15 protein-coding genes are annotated in these 15,086 nt (G+C 60.9%); 5 read left to right on the top strand and 10 right to left on the bottom strand.

Annotation, left to right across the window (positions count from 1 at the left end):
* Positions 1 to 15 precede the first annotated feature (15 nt).
* Entirely contained in the window at positions 16 to 1,362 is a 1,347-nt protein-coding gene (gene hmgA, locus JQ604_RS19690; protein WP_212359915.1) for a homogentisate 1,2-dioxygenase, read from the top strand.
* A gap of 84 nt (positions 1,363 to 1,446) precedes the next feature.
* Positions 1,447 to 2,175, top strand: a complete 729-nt coding sequence (locus tag JQ604_RS19685) for a GntR family transcriptional regulator (protein ID WP_212359911.1) — start codon at positions 1,447 to 1,449, stop codon at positions 2,173 to 2,175.
* Positions 2,176 to 2,472: 297 nt separating this feature from the next.
* Here JQ604_RS19685 and JQ604_RS19680 read toward each other — a convergent pair whose 3' ends face one another.
* Positions 2,473 to 3,684: an ABC transporter substrate-binding protein gene (locus JQ604_RS19680; RefSeq protein ID WP_212359906.1), complete on the bottom strand. Its 1,212-nt coding sequence runs from the start codon at positions 3,682 to 3,684 to the stop codon at positions 2,473 to 2,475.
* Positions 3,685 to 3,966: 282 nt separating this feature from the next.
* On the opposite strand from JQ604_RS19680, the gene JQ604_RS19675 reads away from it, so the two are divergent.
* Positions 3,967 to 4,287 (top strand): putative quinol monooxygenase, encoded by a 321-nt coding sequence (locus JQ604_RS19675; protein WP_212359902.1) that lies wholly within the window; start codon positions 3,967 to 3,969, stop codon positions 4,285 to 4,287.
* A 145-nt stretch (positions 4,288 to 4,432) separates the two neighbouring features.
* Here JQ604_RS19675 and JQ604_RS19670 read toward each other — a convergent pair whose 3' ends face one another.
* The 9 genes from JQ604_RS19670 to JQ604_RS19630 form a co-directional block, all read right to left on the bottom strand.
* Positions 4,433 to 5,446: an aromatic ring-hydroxylating oxygenase subunit alpha gene (locus JQ604_RS19670; RefSeq protein WP_212359899.1), complete on the bottom strand. Its 1,014-nt coding sequence runs from the start codon at positions 5,444 to 5,446 to the stop codon at positions 4,433 to 4,435.
* Positions 5,447 to 5,461: 15 nt separating this feature from the next.
* Positions 5,462 to 6,823 (bottom strand): amidohydrolase family protein, encoded by a 1,362-nt coding sequence (locus JQ604_RS19665; protein ID WP_212359895.1) that lies wholly within the window; start codon positions 6,821 to 6,823, stop codon positions 5,462 to 5,464.
* Positions 6,820 to 7,620, bottom strand: coding sequence for an ABC transporter permease (locus tag JQ604_RS19660; RefSeq protein ID WP_212359891.1), 801 nt, complete (start codon positions 7,618 to 7,620; stop codon positions 6,820 to 6,822). Before JQ604_RS19660 ends, JQ604_RS19665 begins: the two co-directional genes overlap by 4 nt.
* Positions 7,617 to 8,465, bottom strand: coding sequence for an ABC transporter ATP-binding protein (locus JQ604_RS19655; protein WP_212359887.1), 849 nt, complete (start codon positions 8,463 to 8,465; stop codon positions 7,617 to 7,619). Before JQ604_RS19655 ends, JQ604_RS19660 begins: the two co-directional genes overlap by 4 nt.
* Before the next feature lie 6 nt (positions 8,466 to 8,471).
* Entirely contained in the window at positions 8,472 to 9,467 is a 996-nt protein-coding gene (locus JQ604_RS19650) for an ABC transporter substrate-binding protein (protein WP_212359883.1), read from the bottom strand.
* 400 nt (positions 9,468 to 9,867) lie between these two features.
* Positions 9,868 to 10,452 carry an NAD(P)H-dependent oxidoreductase gene (locus JQ604_RS19645; RefSeq protein ID WP_212359879.1) on the bottom strand — a complete coding sequence of 195 codons (585 nt, stop codon included), beginning with the start codon at positions 10,450 to 10,452 and terminating at the stop codon, positions 9,868 to 9,870.
* Between the two features lie 3 nt (positions 10,453 to 10,455).
* A complete protein-coding gene (locus JQ604_RS19640; RefSeq protein WP_433996266.1) occupies positions 10,456 to 11,814 on the bottom strand; it encodes an FAD-binding oxidoreductase in 1,359 nt (452 codons plus the stop codon).
* On the bottom strand, positions 11,808 to 12,605 hold the full coding sequence (locus JQ604_RS19635; protein ID WP_349631118.1) for a cysteine hydrolase family protein: 798 nt from the start codon (positions 12,603 to 12,605) through the stop codon (positions 11,808 to 11,810). Before JQ604_RS19635 ends, JQ604_RS19640 begins: the two co-directional genes overlap by 7 nt.
* A gap of 30 nt (positions 12,606 to 12,635) precedes the next feature.
* Entirely contained in the window at positions 12,636 to 13,055 is a 420-nt protein-coding gene (locus JQ604_RS19630; protein ID WP_212359870.1) for a cupin domain-containing protein, read from the bottom strand.
* Positions 13,056 to 13,201: 146 nt separating this feature from the next.
* On the opposite strand from JQ604_RS19630, the gene JQ604_RS19625 reads away from it, so the two are divergent.
* Both JQ604_RS19625 and JQ604_RS19620 read left to right on the top strand, forming a co-directional pair.
* The gene (locus JQ604_RS19625; protein WP_212359867.1) at positions 13,202 to 14,104 is read left to right on the top strand and encodes a LysR family transcriptional regulator; all 903 of its coding nucleotides are present in this window, start codon (positions 13,202 to 13,204) and stop codon (positions 14,102 to 14,104) included.
* A 146-nt stretch (positions 14,105 to 14,250) separates the two neighbouring features.
* Complete coding sequence (locus tag JQ604_RS19620; protein WP_212359864.1) at positions 14,251 to 15,069, top strand: creatininase family protein; 819 nt, start codon at positions 14,251 to 14,253, stop codon at positions 15,067 to 15,069.
* The last annotated feature ends 17 nt before the right edge of the window (positions 15,070 to 15,086 follow it).

The following is a 15,086-nucleotide window of genomic DNA, read 5'->3' as shown; positions in this document are numbered from 1 at the left end:
TATGGAGTCCAAACCATGAGTATCGCCGTCGAAAGCAACCGTGCCGCTACAACTCCAAGTGCGAGGATCGATAGCGACCTCGTTTATATGTCAGGCTTCGGGAATGAATTCGAGACGGAGTCTTTGCCAGGAGCGCTGCCACGCGGTCAGAATAGTCCCCAAAAGGCGCCTTATGGTTTGTATAGCGAGTTGATCTCGGGAACGACGTTCTCTGCGATCCGGTCGCGCAACCGACGTACTTATATGTTCCGCATTCACCCATCGGTACAGGCGCCGAAGTACAGGAGAATCGACAACAAGCTGATTTGTACACCGCCGTTTGAAGAGCCGCCTCTCCCAAACAACATGCGATGGGATCCATTTGAGGTTAGCGGGGAGCCCGCTGACTTTATAGATGGCCTCGCTACGATGTGTGGTGCGGGTAATCCGATGGCTCATACAGGCGTCGCCATACACCTTTATCGAGCAAATCGTTCGATGACAGAACGCATCTTCGCCAATAACGATGGTGAGATGATCGTAATGCCGCAAACCGGTAAGCTGCGTATCCCGACGGAAATGGGAATATTGGATGCTGTGCCGGGCGAATTCGTGGTTATACCGCGAGGAATTCGTTTCCGAGTCGAACTCTTGCAGGGAGCCTCGCGCGGCTTCGTCTGCGAGAACTTCGGTTTGGCCTTCCACTTGCCGGAGCTCGGCTTGATCGGATCTAATGGCCTCGCCAACGCTGCGGACTTTATGGCGCCTGTTGCTGCTTACGAGGATCGCAACGGGACATTTCAACTGGTGCAAAAGTTCGCTGGTAATCTCTGGGCGACGGAGACGGCATACTCACCGCTCGACGTCGTAGCTTGGCGTGGTAGTCTTACTCCGTTGAAGTACAACGCGGAAGACTTCGTGGCACTCGGCACAGTATCAGTAGATCATCCGGATCCTTCGATCTTTTGCGCGTTGACCTCGCCCGCCGATCCCATTGGCGGGCCGAATGTCGACATGATGATATTGCCACCGCGCTGGTTGGTTTCCGAACACAGCTTTCGGCCACCGGGCTTTCACCGCAATTCGGTCTGCGAGGTCGTGACGCTGATCAAGGGCATGCATCAAGGCAAGACAGGGGGGTTTCAACCGGGTGGGTTGTCAATTCACAACAACTACGCACCGCACGGACCTGATGTGACAACGCTGGAGATGGGGCGAGAGGCGGAGCTTAAGCCCCAAAAGCTTGAGGGCGGACTATCGTTTATGTTCGAAACTCGCTACCCGCTTGCCATCACGCCGTTTGCGCATAATGCAACGGAGTTTCAGTCCGATGTGATCGGGCCTTGGCAGGAGTTCAAGCGTTACTTTTCGACGGCAAGGTAGGCCGTCTGCTGGAGAATCGAAGGAATGTCAGCTATTTTCCTTATTTGGTCGCGTAGAGGCTAGGGGCAAGCAGTAGCATAGGCCATGTCGACAATTCGTCAAAAGACCGTAGTCGATCGATTGCGCGATATGATCTTGCAGGGGACCTTCTCCGAAGGTGACCACATGCAGGAGGTACCGCTTAGCGAGATGTTGAACGTTTCGCGTACTCCAATACGCGAAGCGCTGGTCGTGCTCGACCAAGAAGGACTGCTGCAGTATCGGCCGAACCGTGGCTACACCGTGCGCGGCTTTACGATGGAAGAGATCCTTGACGCCTATGTCGTTCGCGAGAGCTTAGAAGGCTTGGCTGCGCGGTTGTTGGCTGAAAAGGGACTGAGTCGTGAAATCGATGCGGAATTGTCCGCTGTTGTCGCGGACGGCGATAGAATCTTGTCGATCGGCCATCTATCCGAGGAGGGGCGACGACCTTGGGGCCTAATGAATTCGCGTTTCCATCGAACCATAATTCTAGCGACTGGCAACACTGCTTTGATTGATGCGACTGATCGGGTAACCAGGATACCCTTGGCATCGGCTCAGGTAGTGCACTGGTTTGATCGGAACGACACTGCGGGTTACGAGCGGTTGAAGTTGGTGCATCAGCAGCATCATGAAATTCTCGAAGCAATCCGCTCCGGCCACGCCTATCGTGCTGAAGCCAAGATGCGCGATCATATCTACGGGACTGGTGCCTTCATTCAGGAAAATTATAAGCGCAAGTGGATTGAACTCGATGCCCGCAAGCCCAAGACGAAAAAGAGTATAGAATAGAGCTGCGAAGACGAGTCAGCACCTGCTTGGGATGTTTCCTCGCCAGATCGGCTAACTGCCCTCTTCAGCATCGTAAGCATCCGGTGAAGACCGCACGCAGTCATTTTTGCTCTCCGTTCGGAAAGACTTGAGTGAAGCCACGCGGCTCGGTCGCGGTGCCGTGCGGGTTCGTAGGCGATGGCGCCGTGCGCGTTGCGGTCGCCTACGCCCATGTATCGGTTGCGGAGCAAGAGATCGATGCGCCAGTTGAGCGTCGTCATTGTCGGCAAGGGGCTTGAAGTCTCCGCACGCAGCTCGTTACTTCGATCGAATCACGTCTCCGAAGACGTTCCAGCGGCCGTTCTTGAATTCGGCCATGAAGCCATCGCGCAACGGCCGGTAGTCCGTCGGGCTGGTGTTGAGCGAAATGCCTGGAAGCAGGAGCGGAAGTTTCACGTCATGCATGCTCGCGGCAACACGCATGATGTTCTCTCGAGTGAGATCGTCTCCGGCCCGCTTGAGAAGGTCGATCGTGGCCTGCCCGAGGGAGTAGGCATAGACATTGAAGGTGTCATACGGATTGGCGCCCGGGACATATTTGCTCATGAATGTCTCGTATTCGCTGACCGCAGCATCGTCCGCTTCGCCGGCGACGGGGAACTTGAACGCCATGATGGTCATGATGCCATCCGCGGCATCGAGCCCTGCGGGCTTGAGAACTGCGTCCGGATTGGCACAGCTCGATGCAATGAAGCGGATCGGCTGCCAACTGATTTCGTGCAGCTTTCGCAGAGCCTGCGAACAGGCCTTGGGGGTTACCCCGTAGATCATGAGTGCGTCTGCGCCGGTTGCGCGCAATGTCAGGATCTGGGAGTCAACCGTGGGATCCAACACCTCGAATGACACTGCGCCCGCGATGACTTTGTCTGCGGCAGCACCGAGCGTTTCTTTTGTTGCCTTCAGATATTCTTTTCCGGCGTCATCGTTCTGGTAGAGGATGGCGATGCGTGCGTCGGGCTTTTTCGATCTCAGATAATCGAGGTAGATCTTGGCTTCGTCTCCGTATGGCGGTTGCCAGGGCAAGGCCATCGTCCATGGGAAATGCTCCGGGTCGTTCCATTTCGACGCCGAGCTGACGACGAAAAGGGTCGGGACTTTCTTGATCGTCAGGTATTTCTGCGTCGCGGAAATATTTGCCGTGGCGGTATTGGCGAGCATGAAAGACACTTCATCGCTTTCGACGAGCCTGCGTGTCTGCTCGACCGCCTTCGCCGGCGAATAGGCATCATCGAGGCTGATGAACTGGATCTTCCGACCGTTCACGCCGCCCCCTTCGTTGACCATCGCGAAATAGCCATCGAGGGCCTTCCCAATTGCACCTACGGCTGATGCGGGGCCGCTATATGGCACGGTGTTGCCGATCCGAATTTCAGTAGCCGATGTCCCGGGCCCGTATTTGGTCTGGCCCCATGCGGTTGAAAACAGCGCCAAACTGGCCAGGACGCCAGCAATCAAGCCGATCTTCTTCAAATTGCGCTCCCCTCACCTGCAGTGTCTTGCGACCAATCGAAACGGCGGGATCTATCAGTGGCTCGATTGGCATTCCGGAGATGGTCAAAGCAGGTTGGAGCTGGCAAACGAGTTTTTTTGTGGGCCCCTTGAGTGATACTCAAGCTCTATCTATTCCCCGAACAACAATTCTATGCAGTGGCTTGAGGCCGGCGAACACGCGCGTTGACTGCGCCAATTCAATAATCCCAATATCAACGCTCTCGCCTAATGCGACGGCGCTACTCGAAAGGATGTTTCGAAATGACCATAGTCGTGTCGGTCAAATATGTTCTCAAGCGCGGAAAGCGGGATGAGCTCCTGTCCTTTGTGATGGACAACGTCGAAAACACGAGGAGAGAGAAGGGAAATCTGGCCTACTCCCACTATCCCTCGTTGGAGAACGCAGATGAGATGTTCGTCTTCGAGACGTGGGAGACCTTGAAGGATCTGGAGAACCACATCAACATGCCGCACTATGTGGCATTCGACGACAGGAGAAGACCTCTGCTGGATTCCTATGAAGCCCAAGTCTATGAGGCGACCCTGTGCCGCTCAACGAATAGAACTCCAAGGGCCCGTTGACCCCCTTTGCGAGCGTGAGATCTTCCGACGCACCTCAGAACGATGGTCCGCAGCGCAATTTTTTGCCCGGATACCCATCATCTCGGGGCTTACTTGGCTACGGTAGCGTCCGGCAAATTGTCCGCCGGCGGCGAGAGGCCAACGATCAGCGCGGCCGCTCCTCCTCGCCATGCTGCCGAAGGAGATCGAGCAGGCGCCTCCGCATCATCATGCCGGGACGGTCCGACGGCATATGCATCTCGATCTTACGGCCCATATCGACGATAGCGTCCGGATCAGTCGATTCGAGCATGTCGCGATCTTCGGCAATGATCGCGGCGTCCCAATCGATCAGCTCCTGCGTCGAGCAGTCCGCCTCGCTGTCATTGCGGAACAACAGCTGAACGACCTGGATCTGACCGTCCGAGATCGGCGTCGCGCAGTTGAAGATGATGTGCCGGACGCCGGACGGATATTCCATGTCCAGACGACGGCAGAACGGCATGAACCATTTGTTGCGTTGATGCCGCCTGGTCATCGGCTCTTTGGTCCCGGTGATCCTGTAGGCATTGGGTGGATTGCGAACCGTGATGATGGTCTCGGCGTCGAAGCCGGTTTCGTTCTCGATGATTTCATACTTTTCCGGCTTCGGCTGATTGATGTCACCGAAGGTCCCCTTGTGCACGAACGCAAAGTGGGCGTTGTCGAAGGAATTTTCCATCAGCCGGAGCGCGGCTGTATTCCACTTGTCGTAGAACTGGTTGATGCGGCGATAGCCTGACATGCCATCCTCCGGGATGTCCGGGATGTCGCTCAGGGGCTCGTCGAGCGCAACCCAGACATAGCCGTAGCGGACCTTTGCGCGGAACGAGCGCGCCTTGGCATCGGGGACCGGCTGCTCGAACGGAAACTGCGGGATCATGACCAGCTTGCCGTCGCGATCGTACTCCCACCCGTGATAACCGCAGACGATGTTGCCGTTGTTGCACCAGCCCTTCGACAGCTTCGCCGTGCGATGGCAGCATCGATCCTCCAGGGCGGCGGGCTCGCCCCTGGCATCGAGGAACAGGACGATCGGCTCGCCGAGCAGCGTGAACGGCTTCGGTCCATCCTTGAGGTGATCGAGCGGCATCAGTGCGTACCAGAACCGGCGCAGCACGGGCTGCTTCGTGCTCAACATGATGATCCTCCACGATCAGGCGGCCAGGCGCGTAACCACACGCGCGGCATCCGATTTGAGCTTTTGCAGGTCGAGGCCTGGAATGGCGCCGTCTGCGACGACGATCCGGCCGCCAATCAAGAGATAGCGAAGCTTAGCCGATCCGCCGCAGGTGACCGGCGCGATCAGGGGATCGTGCATTCCGAAATGCCTGATGTCATCGAGCTTGAAGATCGCAATGTCGGCCTGTTGCCCCGGCGCCAGCGTGCCGACGTGAGGCATGCCGAGCACGCGCGCGCCGCCCGCGGTCGCCCAGTGCACGACGTCCTCGGCCGTCACGGCACCTGCCCCCTTTACGGCGCGATGCGTGTGCCAGGCGCTGTGCATTTCGCAGAGCATGTCGGCAGCCTCGTTGGAGGCTGCCCCGTCTACGCCGAGCGAGACCGCACCGCCGAGGCGCGCCATCGCATCGGCCGGCGCGACGCCGGAGCCGAGGCGGCAGTTGGATTGCGGGCAATGGGCCATGCCGGTGCCAGTGCTCGCGAGAATCCGCACCTCGTCGTCGTCAAGATGCACGAGGTGCGCGAACCAGACGTCCTCGCCGAGCCAGCCATGATCGGCCAGCCAATGCACCGGCCGCTTGCCGTGCACCGACAGGCAGAAATCGACGTAGTCGGCGGTTTCAGACAAATGGCTGTGGAGACGTACGCCCATGCGGCGCGCCGCGACAATGACCTCGCGCAGCTCGCCGGGATCGAGCGACCAGGTCGGCGTGGTTGGCGCCAGCGCGACGCGCGACAGACCGTTCGGGGACGCATCGTGGAAGCGCTGTGCGCAGGCCTCGACCGACTGCAGCATGCGGTCGAGCGTTTCGACCGGCATCGCTGCAAACCTGTCGGTATCGACGTGGCGCGCCGTGGTGCCGCCACCGCGGCAAAACACCAGGCGGATGCCAAGGCTGCGTGCCACTTCGAAGATCACCTGCGCAGGATCGAAGCCGAACGTGTCGCTGAAGAGGTAGTGATGGTCGGCGACCGTCGTCGTTCCCGATAGCAGCAGCTCCGCGAGCCCGATCCGGGCTGCAACGGCGAGTGCCTCCTCGTCGAATTTCGACCAGAACCTGTAGGGCACGGCGCGCAGCCAACCGGCCAACGGCAGGTCGATGCCGGAGCGTACGCCCTTCAACACACTCTGAAACAGGTGATGATGGGTCGAGACCAGGCCGGGATAAATCACCCCGCCTTCGGCATCGAGGCGTTGCTCGCCCGGCTCCGGCTCCAGTGAGCCGATCTCGACAATGACGCCGTCGCGAATGCGGATCTGGCCGGCGGCGCGCATGGCGGCCCCCGGCAGGCCGGTGAAGATGCCGGCGGCGTTGTCGATCAGCATGGCGGTCATGCCTCGGCCCTGGTCTCGCTGTCGTGCCAGTCCGACAAAACCCATTGCGACAAAGCGACCATGGCCGCGAACAACAGAACTCCGGTCAGCGTGATCAGGAACAGCGCTGCGAACATCCGGGGAATATCCAGCGTAAACCCCGCATCGAGAATTTCATAGGCAAGCCCCGACGAGCGGCCGCCGGTGCCCGCCACGAACTCCGCAACCACCGCGCCGATCAGGGCGAGGCCGCTCGAGATCCGCAAGCCGCCGAAGAAATATGGCAGCGCTCCCGGAACGCGCAGCTTCACCAGCGTCTTGAAGCGGCTGGCACGATTCATCCGAAAGAAGTTTGCAAGTCCCGGGTCGACGCTGCGCAGGCCAAGGGTCGTGTTCGAGATGATCGGAAACAGCGCCACCAGGGTTGCGCAGATGGTCAGCGACAGCTGCGTATTCTTCACCAGAATGATGATAAGAGGCGCAATTGCGACAACCGGCGTCACCTGGAGGAGCACCGCATAGGGAAACAGGCTGACCTCGATCGCCCGGCTCTGCACGAACATGAAGGCGATCAGCGTGCCCAGAATGACGGCTGCCACGAAGGCCTGCAAGGTGACGCGCAAGGTCACGAGGAGTGCGCGCAGGAGCGACGGCCCATTATGCAGGAGGCTTGCGAAGATGTCCGTCGGCTTTGGAAACAGGTAGACGGGAACGGAGGCCAGCCGAAAGCCGACCTCCCACATCGCGAACAGGACGATACCGACCGCCACCGGGGCGGCAATCCGCACGAAGGCTTCGGATTCGAACAACGGCTTCATGATACGCCTCCGCCGGCCGATTGCAGCGATGCCTCGGCAAGCCAGGTCGACAATTCGCGGCAATAGACTGCAAATTTCGGGCTGTCGCGGAAGCCCTGGTCGCGCGGCTGCGGTTGGTCGATGGTCATGGTGCGAAAGATGCGGCCGGGATTCGCGGCCATGACGATGATCCGGGTCGAGAGGAACACGGCCTCGTAGATCGAATGGGTCACGAAGACCGTCGTCAGCTTGCGTTCCCACGACAGGTTGACGAGGTCGTCGTCCAGCTTGTTGCGCGTGAACTCGTCGAGGGCGCCGAACGGCTCGTCCATCAGCAGAAGATTGGGATCGGTGACCAGGGCCCGCGCGATGGAGACGCGCATCTTCATGCCGCCGGATAGCTGCCGCGGGAAGTGCCGGTTGAATTTGGAGAGGCCGACGCGCGCGATGGCCTCGGCGACCTTCGGATCCGCCGTGGCCCGCGGCATGTTGCCGAACTCCAGGGGCAGGCGGACGTTGGCCTCGACCCGGGCCCAGGGCATCAAGGTGGGCTCCTGGAACACGAAGGCGAGGCGCCGCCCTTCTTGTCCCACTTGCGCGAAATCACCGCGCCACCACAGCAACCGGCCGTCGGATGGCTCGATGAGGTTGGCGATCAGCTTGAGCAGTGTGCTCTTGCCGCAGCCGGACGGACCGATCAGGGTCAGGAACTCGCCGTCGGCGATGGACAGATCAATCGGCGCCAATCCGCGCGCGCCGTTGGCAAACACCTTCTCGGCGGAGAGAACCTCCACGGCCGGCGCGCCGTCGGCCGTGGTTTGCCTCGTCGTCTGGTCGAGCGGTTCAAGGGGCAACAACACCCTCATGGCTCCTCAGTTGACGCCGATTTTCAGATTCTTGACGAAGCGGTCGTCGAAGGTCTTGTGCCAATCGACCTTTGGGCTGAGCAGGTCGTTCTTGACCAAGAAATCGTAGGTCTTCTGGTAGCGATCGGCCGTGATGATCCCGACGCCGAGCGTTGCCGCATCGCCACTGTCGATGGCCTTCATCGCTCTCAGCCTCTCGATCGCGAATGCGAGCTGCCCGTCCGTCATCTTTGCGTTGTCGGCCTTGATTAGGGCATTTCCCGGCGCGGGGTTCTTCACATAGTCGCGCCACCCCTCGAGCGACGCCTTGACGAAGCGCGATACGAGGTCGGGTTTGTCCGCGATCATCTTCTCGGTCGTGACGATGGTCGAGCCGTAGGGCGGATAGCCGCCGTCGGCGAGCGGGAAGAACTTCACCTTCACGTTCTGCTGCTCGGCCTGATACGGTTCCGACGACGGATAGGCCTGCTGCGCCACGGTGCTGTCGGCGAAGAAGGGTTGCAGGTTGAAGGTGTAGGGACGGATCTGATCGTCGGTAAAGCCGTATTTGGTGCGCAGCCACGGCCAGAATGTTGTGCGCGACGATCCCGCGATCAGGATCGGCCGGCCCTTGAGCGCCGCGAGGTCTGCCACATCGTCATGGGTCATGATGCCTTGGAGATCGAACTGAAACGACGAAGCGACCGTCACCAGCGGCAGTCCCTGTTCGCGACCTTTGAGGACCTGGATGTCATAGCCCATCATGAAGTCGGCATCGCCGGCCAGCAGAAGCTGCGAGCCATTCACCTGCGGGCCGCCCATCTTGATGGTGACGTCGAGGCTGGCCTTGTCATAGAGGCCGGTGGCTTTGGCCTGATAGAAGCCGCCGTGCTCGGCCTGCGCAAACCAGTTGGTCAGTAATGTCACCTTGTCGGCAGCCCGCGCCGCGGTGAGGGAGACGGCCAGTGCTGCGCTCGCCAACAGGCCGCCTGCGATCACTCGGCTCAGATTCTTCATAGCCATGCTGGGTGCCCTTCTTGCGGCTCGCCGGGGTCAGCCGGCGAGCGCTGCGCTGCGAGACTTCCGAGCGTGAGGATGCATGGGGAGGCTGTCACCTCAAAGCATTTAGATTCGAGCAATCCGTTGCCTTTCCGGCAACGCCGCTTTGCTGTGCAAGCGGGAGCCCGCCAGGGCGAGCCGATCATGGACTTGGCAACAAAGAAGCGACGGCTCCACGCTCTATCGCCCTTCGCAGCAATGCTGGTTTCGTGGGCAATCCGGCACGAAAAATGGGGCACGGCATCATTACGAAAAGGACGAGTTCGGGGTACCGGTGACCGAGTGGGCATGCGGCCGATCTTTCTTGGTGGTCGTCCGAAGAAGCAACAGCGCACGTGACGTCGCGCCGCGTCGCCAAGCGCGGCTAGAAGCGGCCCATATCCCGCCGCAGCTTTGCAAGAAAGCGCTTGCGCTTGATCGCAGTAGCGACATTCATGTGATAGAGCGCGTGATAGCTCACGCGTGCCTTTCCGCCGGTGAACCATGGCAAGTAGCGCTTGATGATCTTGCGCGGCGGATCGGCCATGCCGATCGCCTGCCAGCGCGGCCGACCGTAGGTCGCAATGCCCGCGATGCGTTCGATGTGTTGCAACATCGGCCTCGCATGGGCGGGATCGGACAGGTCGAGCGCGATGCCCGGACCGAGCATGCGGTCAAACCAGCCCTTGAGCATCGCGGGTGGCCCGAATGACCAGGTGGGAAACTGTACGATGAGCGCGTTCGCCGCCATCAGCCGCTCGGCGTAGGCCTCGTTGTTGCGCCGGTTCAGCACGGGATCGTGGTAGTCGCGGCGAAGTCCGGCGCTCAGGACGGGATCAAACCCCTCTGCGTAGAGATCGAGCAGATCGACCGTGTGGCCGGCCTCGGCCAGACCGGCCAGCGCTTCGCCGCGAAGGGCCGCGTGAAAGCTGTCGGCGAGCGGATGGCAATACACGTAGAGCACGTGCATCGCTCATCGCCTTGTGCTGACAAAGCTTCGCATCTTGCCGGGATTGAGCAGGCCATGCGGATCGGCTTCATGCTTGAAGCCGAGCTGGTCGGCGTCGGCGCGCTTGTACCGGCTGCCGTCCTCGACCGTGAAGACATGCGGGTTGGCAATGAAGACGCCGCGCTCTTCATGCAGCCGCATAATCTCGTTCAACCGGACTGCATCGGTGTAGCGGATCACCGGCAGGCTGCTGCAGGTGACGCGGCCGCCGAAGCGGATGAACTCGAGGTGCTGCAGCACTTCGTCCGGAAACAGCTCGCGCATCTCGGCGACCTTCTCCAGGACCCGATCATGCGGATAGAGACATTGCAGGTAGGTGACGGATCGATCGCTCTTCAGCACCTGGAGCGTCGTGTGATTCCAGCAATATTCGTAGAGCGGGACTCGGCCGGGACTTTCGTCCGTCGGCGTCTCGAGCGTGATCGTGCCGCGGCCGCCGAGCAGCGATTTGAAGCTATCGAGAGAGGGCTCGGCGATCATCGCCATCAGCACGCTCTTTCCGTCGGGACAGGAGGACTTCAGCGCCCCGAAATACGACGGCAACGGCCAGGTGACCGGCGATAGCACCTTCTTCACAATCCCGTCGGCCAGGGCCGCCTCATAGCCGAATGCTGCCGCCTCGATGAAATCGTCGAACGCCACCACGACGTCGATCCATTTCCATGCGGGCGCGAGCGGCATTTCGAGCGCGGTGATGATGCCGGTCGTGCCATAGGCGCGATTGACCTTCTGAGCCGCATCGCCGCGCAATTCGATGATCCGCGGCTCCTCCTCGACCGTGACGACGCGCGCGGCCAGGATGTTCCCGGGCTCTCGCAGGCCGCCAAAGGTGATGGAGCCGACACCACCGGACCCGCCCGCGACGAAGCCGCCGATCGTCGCCATTCGCTTCGTCGATGGATGCATCCGCAGCTCCCATCCCTGCGCCTGCGCGGCCGCATCGATCGTGTGCATCTTGGCGCCGGCGCCGACCCGCATCGCGCCCGGCCTGATCCATTCGATGCTCTCGAGCCCGGAGATATCCAGCAGCACCCCGCCATCGAGCGGCACGGCCTGTCCGTAATTTCCTGTCCCTCCGCCGCGCACGGTCACCGGCACGCGACGGCGCGCGCAGACGGATGCGATCCGGATCACATCCTGCTCGTCACGAGGCAACACGATCAGATCGGCCGACTTGCCGTCGAGCTGGGCATTGAGGATCGGACTGTACCAGAAGAAGTCGCGCGAGCGGCGGCGCACGACCTTCTGCTCGGTCACCACCGGAATGTCGCCGAGATCGGCGACCAGCCGGTCCAGCGCACCAGATGCGAGATCAGTCACGATTGGCCACCCTTCGATGCACGATGCACGAGCTCCGCCGCGATCGCTTCGGACCCGACGGCGAAGCCGAAGCACTGGTTGACGTTATAGATGGTCGCCGCCATGCAATAGTCGGGTGAGGTCGTGGCCGTGCAATCCTCCAGGAGCAGGCAGTCATAGCCGCGAAAGTTCGCGTCTTGGAGCGTGCAGAGCACGCATTGATCGGCGTTGACCCCCGCGAACATCAGAGTGTTCACGCCGAGATTGCGAAGAATGCTGTCGAGCTCGGTATCCTGAAAGCCCGACATCCGGTACTTGGCGACGTGGATATCCGTCAGCTCTGTCGGAAGCTCGTCGACAATGGCCGCCGACCAGCTGCCCCGCTCCAGCACTTTCGCACCCGAGCCCGGCAGTGCGTCACCGAGGCCGATGCCGGCACCAGTCGGATTGTACACATGCAGCAGCGCCGGACTGAGATTGAGGCGGTCGGGCCGGTTGCCCCAATTAAGCCAGATGATCGGCACGTCGCAGCCTCGCAGCAGCGGCAGCAACCGCCGCAACGGCGCGATCGGGCGCCGCGCCGGCGCGACGTCCACGCCGATATGTGCCAGCCAGCCCTGAGGGTGGCAAAAGTCGTTCTGCATGTCGACGATAACGAGCGCAGTGCGCGCCAGGTCGAAAGTGACCAGCTTGCCCTGGGCCTGGACAGTCGCCGGCCTCGGCAGGACCGACGGGCGCACCAGACTGGCGCGGCTCTCGGTGACCATCCAGCAATTCGCTCGGCTCGAGCCCAGCGGCAGCAGGCCTTCGTTCACGGCAGGATCGGATGATGCGACGCCCATCGCCTAGAGCCCTTGCAGGACGCGCATGTCCTCGGCGTCGAGCGCGACCGGCTCACCGCTGCGGATCAGCTCGGAAAAACCTTCGTTGGGCGTCATCACGGTGAGGGTGTAGAGCTTGCCTGGCCCCGTGTTCTCGACGACATGCTCCGACCCCGGGTGCAGCAGAAGCGAGTCGCCCTTCTTGATCGGCAGGGTCTTGCCGTCGCAGCGTGCAACACCGACGCCGTGCAGCACGTGAAAGAATTCATGTGCTGCGGCGTGCTCGTTGGGTGGGGTCGCCCCGCCAGGCTGGAAGATTTCGATGACGAAGATGTTGCCGATCCGATCCGTCACCTGATCGAACAGGACGGCGAAATAGTTGGTGTCCTTCGGCGCGATGCGGAAGACTTTCGCATGGGCAAGATCGGCGACGCTGAACGACATGGGATGATCTTCCTCGAACGGTGCGCACTCTCGTCTTGACGGATGTCGCATGCAAAGGCATCGCCTCAAAGCGCTTTAATTCGACAGACCCGTTGCCTTTTCGGCAACGAGCCAGCATCCTGCAGAAATTGATCGGGGTCAGGATTATGCTTCATAGCCGGCTGTTGAACTACATTGACGAGGTTGCCCGCACCGGCTCGATCCGCAAGGCCGCAGACCGTCTCAATGTCGCCGCATCGGCAATCAGCCGCCAGATTCTCGCGCTGGAAACGCAGTTGGGAACGCCGATCTTCCAGCGCCTTCCCAAGAAGCTGATCCTGACCGCCGCCGGGGAAGTCCTGATCGGGCATGTCCGCCAGACGCTCAAGGAGCTGAGCCGCACCCAGGTCAAGATCGAGGAGTTGAAGGGCCTGCGACGCGGCGAAATCACGTTGGCGATGATGAGCGGCCTCGCCTCCAACCTCGTTCCGAACAAGGTGAAAGAGTTTCGAACAGCCAATCCGCGCGTCAAGCTCAACCTGACGCTCTTCAACACGGGAGCGGAAATTCAGGTTGCGGTCGCCAGCGGCGAGGCCGATCTCGGTATAGGGTTCGATTTCGGCAAGGACAGCAATCTGAAGGTCCTCGCGCGCGCCGTCGGCCGGCTCGGCGCAGTCATGACCCCAAACCATCCGTTGGCCAAGCGAAGCAACGTCCGTCTCAGCGATTGCATCGACTACCCGCTCGTCATCGCCGACAGCACGAGCGCGATCCGGCCTTATCTGGAGGCTGCATTCGCACGGGTCGCGATCGACCTGCAGCCGGCGATCGAGACCAATTCGATCGAGATCATGCGGCACGCAGTCATCCTGAACGATGGCATCACCTTCCTCACTCCCTTCGACGTGGAATCCGAGCGGCGAGCCGGACGGCTCACCTATGTTCCCGCGCGCGAGCTTGCGCAGGATGCGCAGGCTCTGATGCTGATCGGCCATGTTCGGGGCACCAGCGCGATCGCGAGTGTGCTTGCGGAGATGCTGAAAGCGATGATCCGCGAGGTTGCCAGCTGAACCGCAGAGCGTGTTGCCAAAAGGGCAACACAACGGACGAAACTAAGCGCTTTTCATACTTCTGCGGATGTCCAACAATGATCGGCAGGCCGCGGAGCGACGAAGGCTCGGCGGCTCGTCTGCTAGTTCAAGCCAAGGCAACCGAGATGAAACTGAAGTCGCATTGGTGGTGGGACCTATCGGCCGAGGATTTCCGTCAACTCGATATGAGCAAAATCGTTGCTGTGCTGCCGGTCGGCGCCGTCGAGCAGCACGGGCCGCATCTGCCGGTTCGCGTCGATGCCGCCATCCTCGATGGCATCATCCAGCACGCAGTTGCGCAGATGCCCGACGATTTTCCGGTCCTGTTCCTCCCGACCATGCCTATCGGCAAGTCGAACGAGCATTCAGCGTTCCCCGGCACGCTGACGCTCTCGGCGGAAACCTTGGGCCGCGTCTGGTACGAGGTCTGCGAGAGCGTTCACCGGGCCGGCGTCCGCAAGGTCGTCTTCGTCAACTCGCATGGCGGTCAGCCGCAGGTCATGGAGATCGTCTGCCGCGAATTGCGTGTCAAGCTGGGCATGCTGGCGGTCTCCTCACAATGGTCGCGCTTCACGGATCTGTCGGACCTTTTCAGTGCGGCCGAGCGCAAGCATGGAATCCACGCCGGAGAGATCGAAACCAGCGTGATGCGCCATCTGCATCCCGGGCTCGTCGACATGGCGTTGGCAGAGGATTTCAGGGCGCTGTCCCAGACCTTGGAGACGGAATGCGAGATCCTCATGCCGGAAGGCCCGGTTGGATTCGGCTGGCAAATGCAGGACATCAACCCGAAGGGGGCCTGCGGCAACGCCGCGCTCGCAGATGCCGAGCGCGGCCGTATGGCTGTCGAACGCGCGGCCGGCCGCTTGATCAAGCTGATCACGGAGGTCGAGCAGTATCCGATGTCACGGATTAGATCGGCAACGAATGAGCCGACCCGGTAGTCGGGATTTTCGACACG

This window comes from Bradyrhizobium jicamae (genome assembly GCF_018130695.1).
Taxonomy (GTDB): domain Bacteria; phylum Pseudomonadota; class Alphaproteobacteria; order Rhizobiales; family Xanthobacteraceae; genus Bradyrhizobium; species Bradyrhizobium jicamae_B.
The sequence above is the reverse complement of the archived record's forward strand: the minus strand, read 5'-3'. Positions and strand labels throughout refer to the sequence as shown.

Coding starts and splice junctions, on each gene's coding strand:
- JQ604_RS19685 (WP_212359911.1), top strand. CDS start 1,447: ATGTCGACAATTCGTCAAAAGACCGTAGTCGATCGATTGCGCGATATG.
- JQ604_RS19645 (WP_212359879.1), bottom strand. CDS start 10,452: ATGCACGTGCTCTACGTGTATTGCCATCCGCTCGCCGACAGCTTTCAC.
- JQ604_RS19630 (WP_212359870.1), bottom strand. CDS start 13,055: ATGTCGTTCAGCGTCGCCGATCTTGCCCATGCGAAAGTCTTCCGCATC.
- JQ604_RS19655 (WP_212359887.1), bottom strand. CDS start 8,465: ATGAGGGTGTTGTTGCCCCTTGAACCGCTCGACCAGACGACGAGGCAA.
- JQ604_RS19670 (WP_212359899.1), bottom strand. CDS start 5,446: ATGTTGAGCACGAAGCAGCCCGTGCTGCGCCGGTTCTGGTACGCACTG.
- JQ604_RS19625 (WP_212359867.1), top strand. CDS start 13,202: ATGCTTCATAGCCGGCTGTTGAACTACATTGACGAGGTTGCCCGCACC.
- JQ604_RS19675 (WP_212359902.1), top strand. CDS start 3,967: ATGACCATAGTCGTGTCGGTCAAATATGTTCTCAAGCGCGGAAAGCGG.
- JQ604_RS19650 (WP_212359883.1), bottom strand. CDS start 9,467: ATGGCTATGAAGAATCTGAGCCGAGTGATCGCAGGCGGCCTGTTGGCG.
- hmgA (WP_212359915.1), top strand. CDS start 16: ATGAGTATCGCCGTCGAAAGCAACCGTGCCGCTACAACTCCAAGTGCG.
- JQ604_RS19620 (WP_212359864.1), top strand. CDS start 14,251: ATGAAACTGAAGTCGCATTGGTGGTGGGACCTATCGGCCGAGGATTTC.
- JQ604_RS19660 (WP_212359891.1), bottom strand. CDS start 7,620: ATGAAGCCGTTGTTCGAATCCGAAGCCTTCGTGCGGATTGCCGCCCCG.
- JQ604_RS19665 (WP_212359895.1), bottom strand. CDS start 6,823: ATGACCGCCATGCTGATCGACAACGCCGCCGGCATCTTCACCGGCCTG.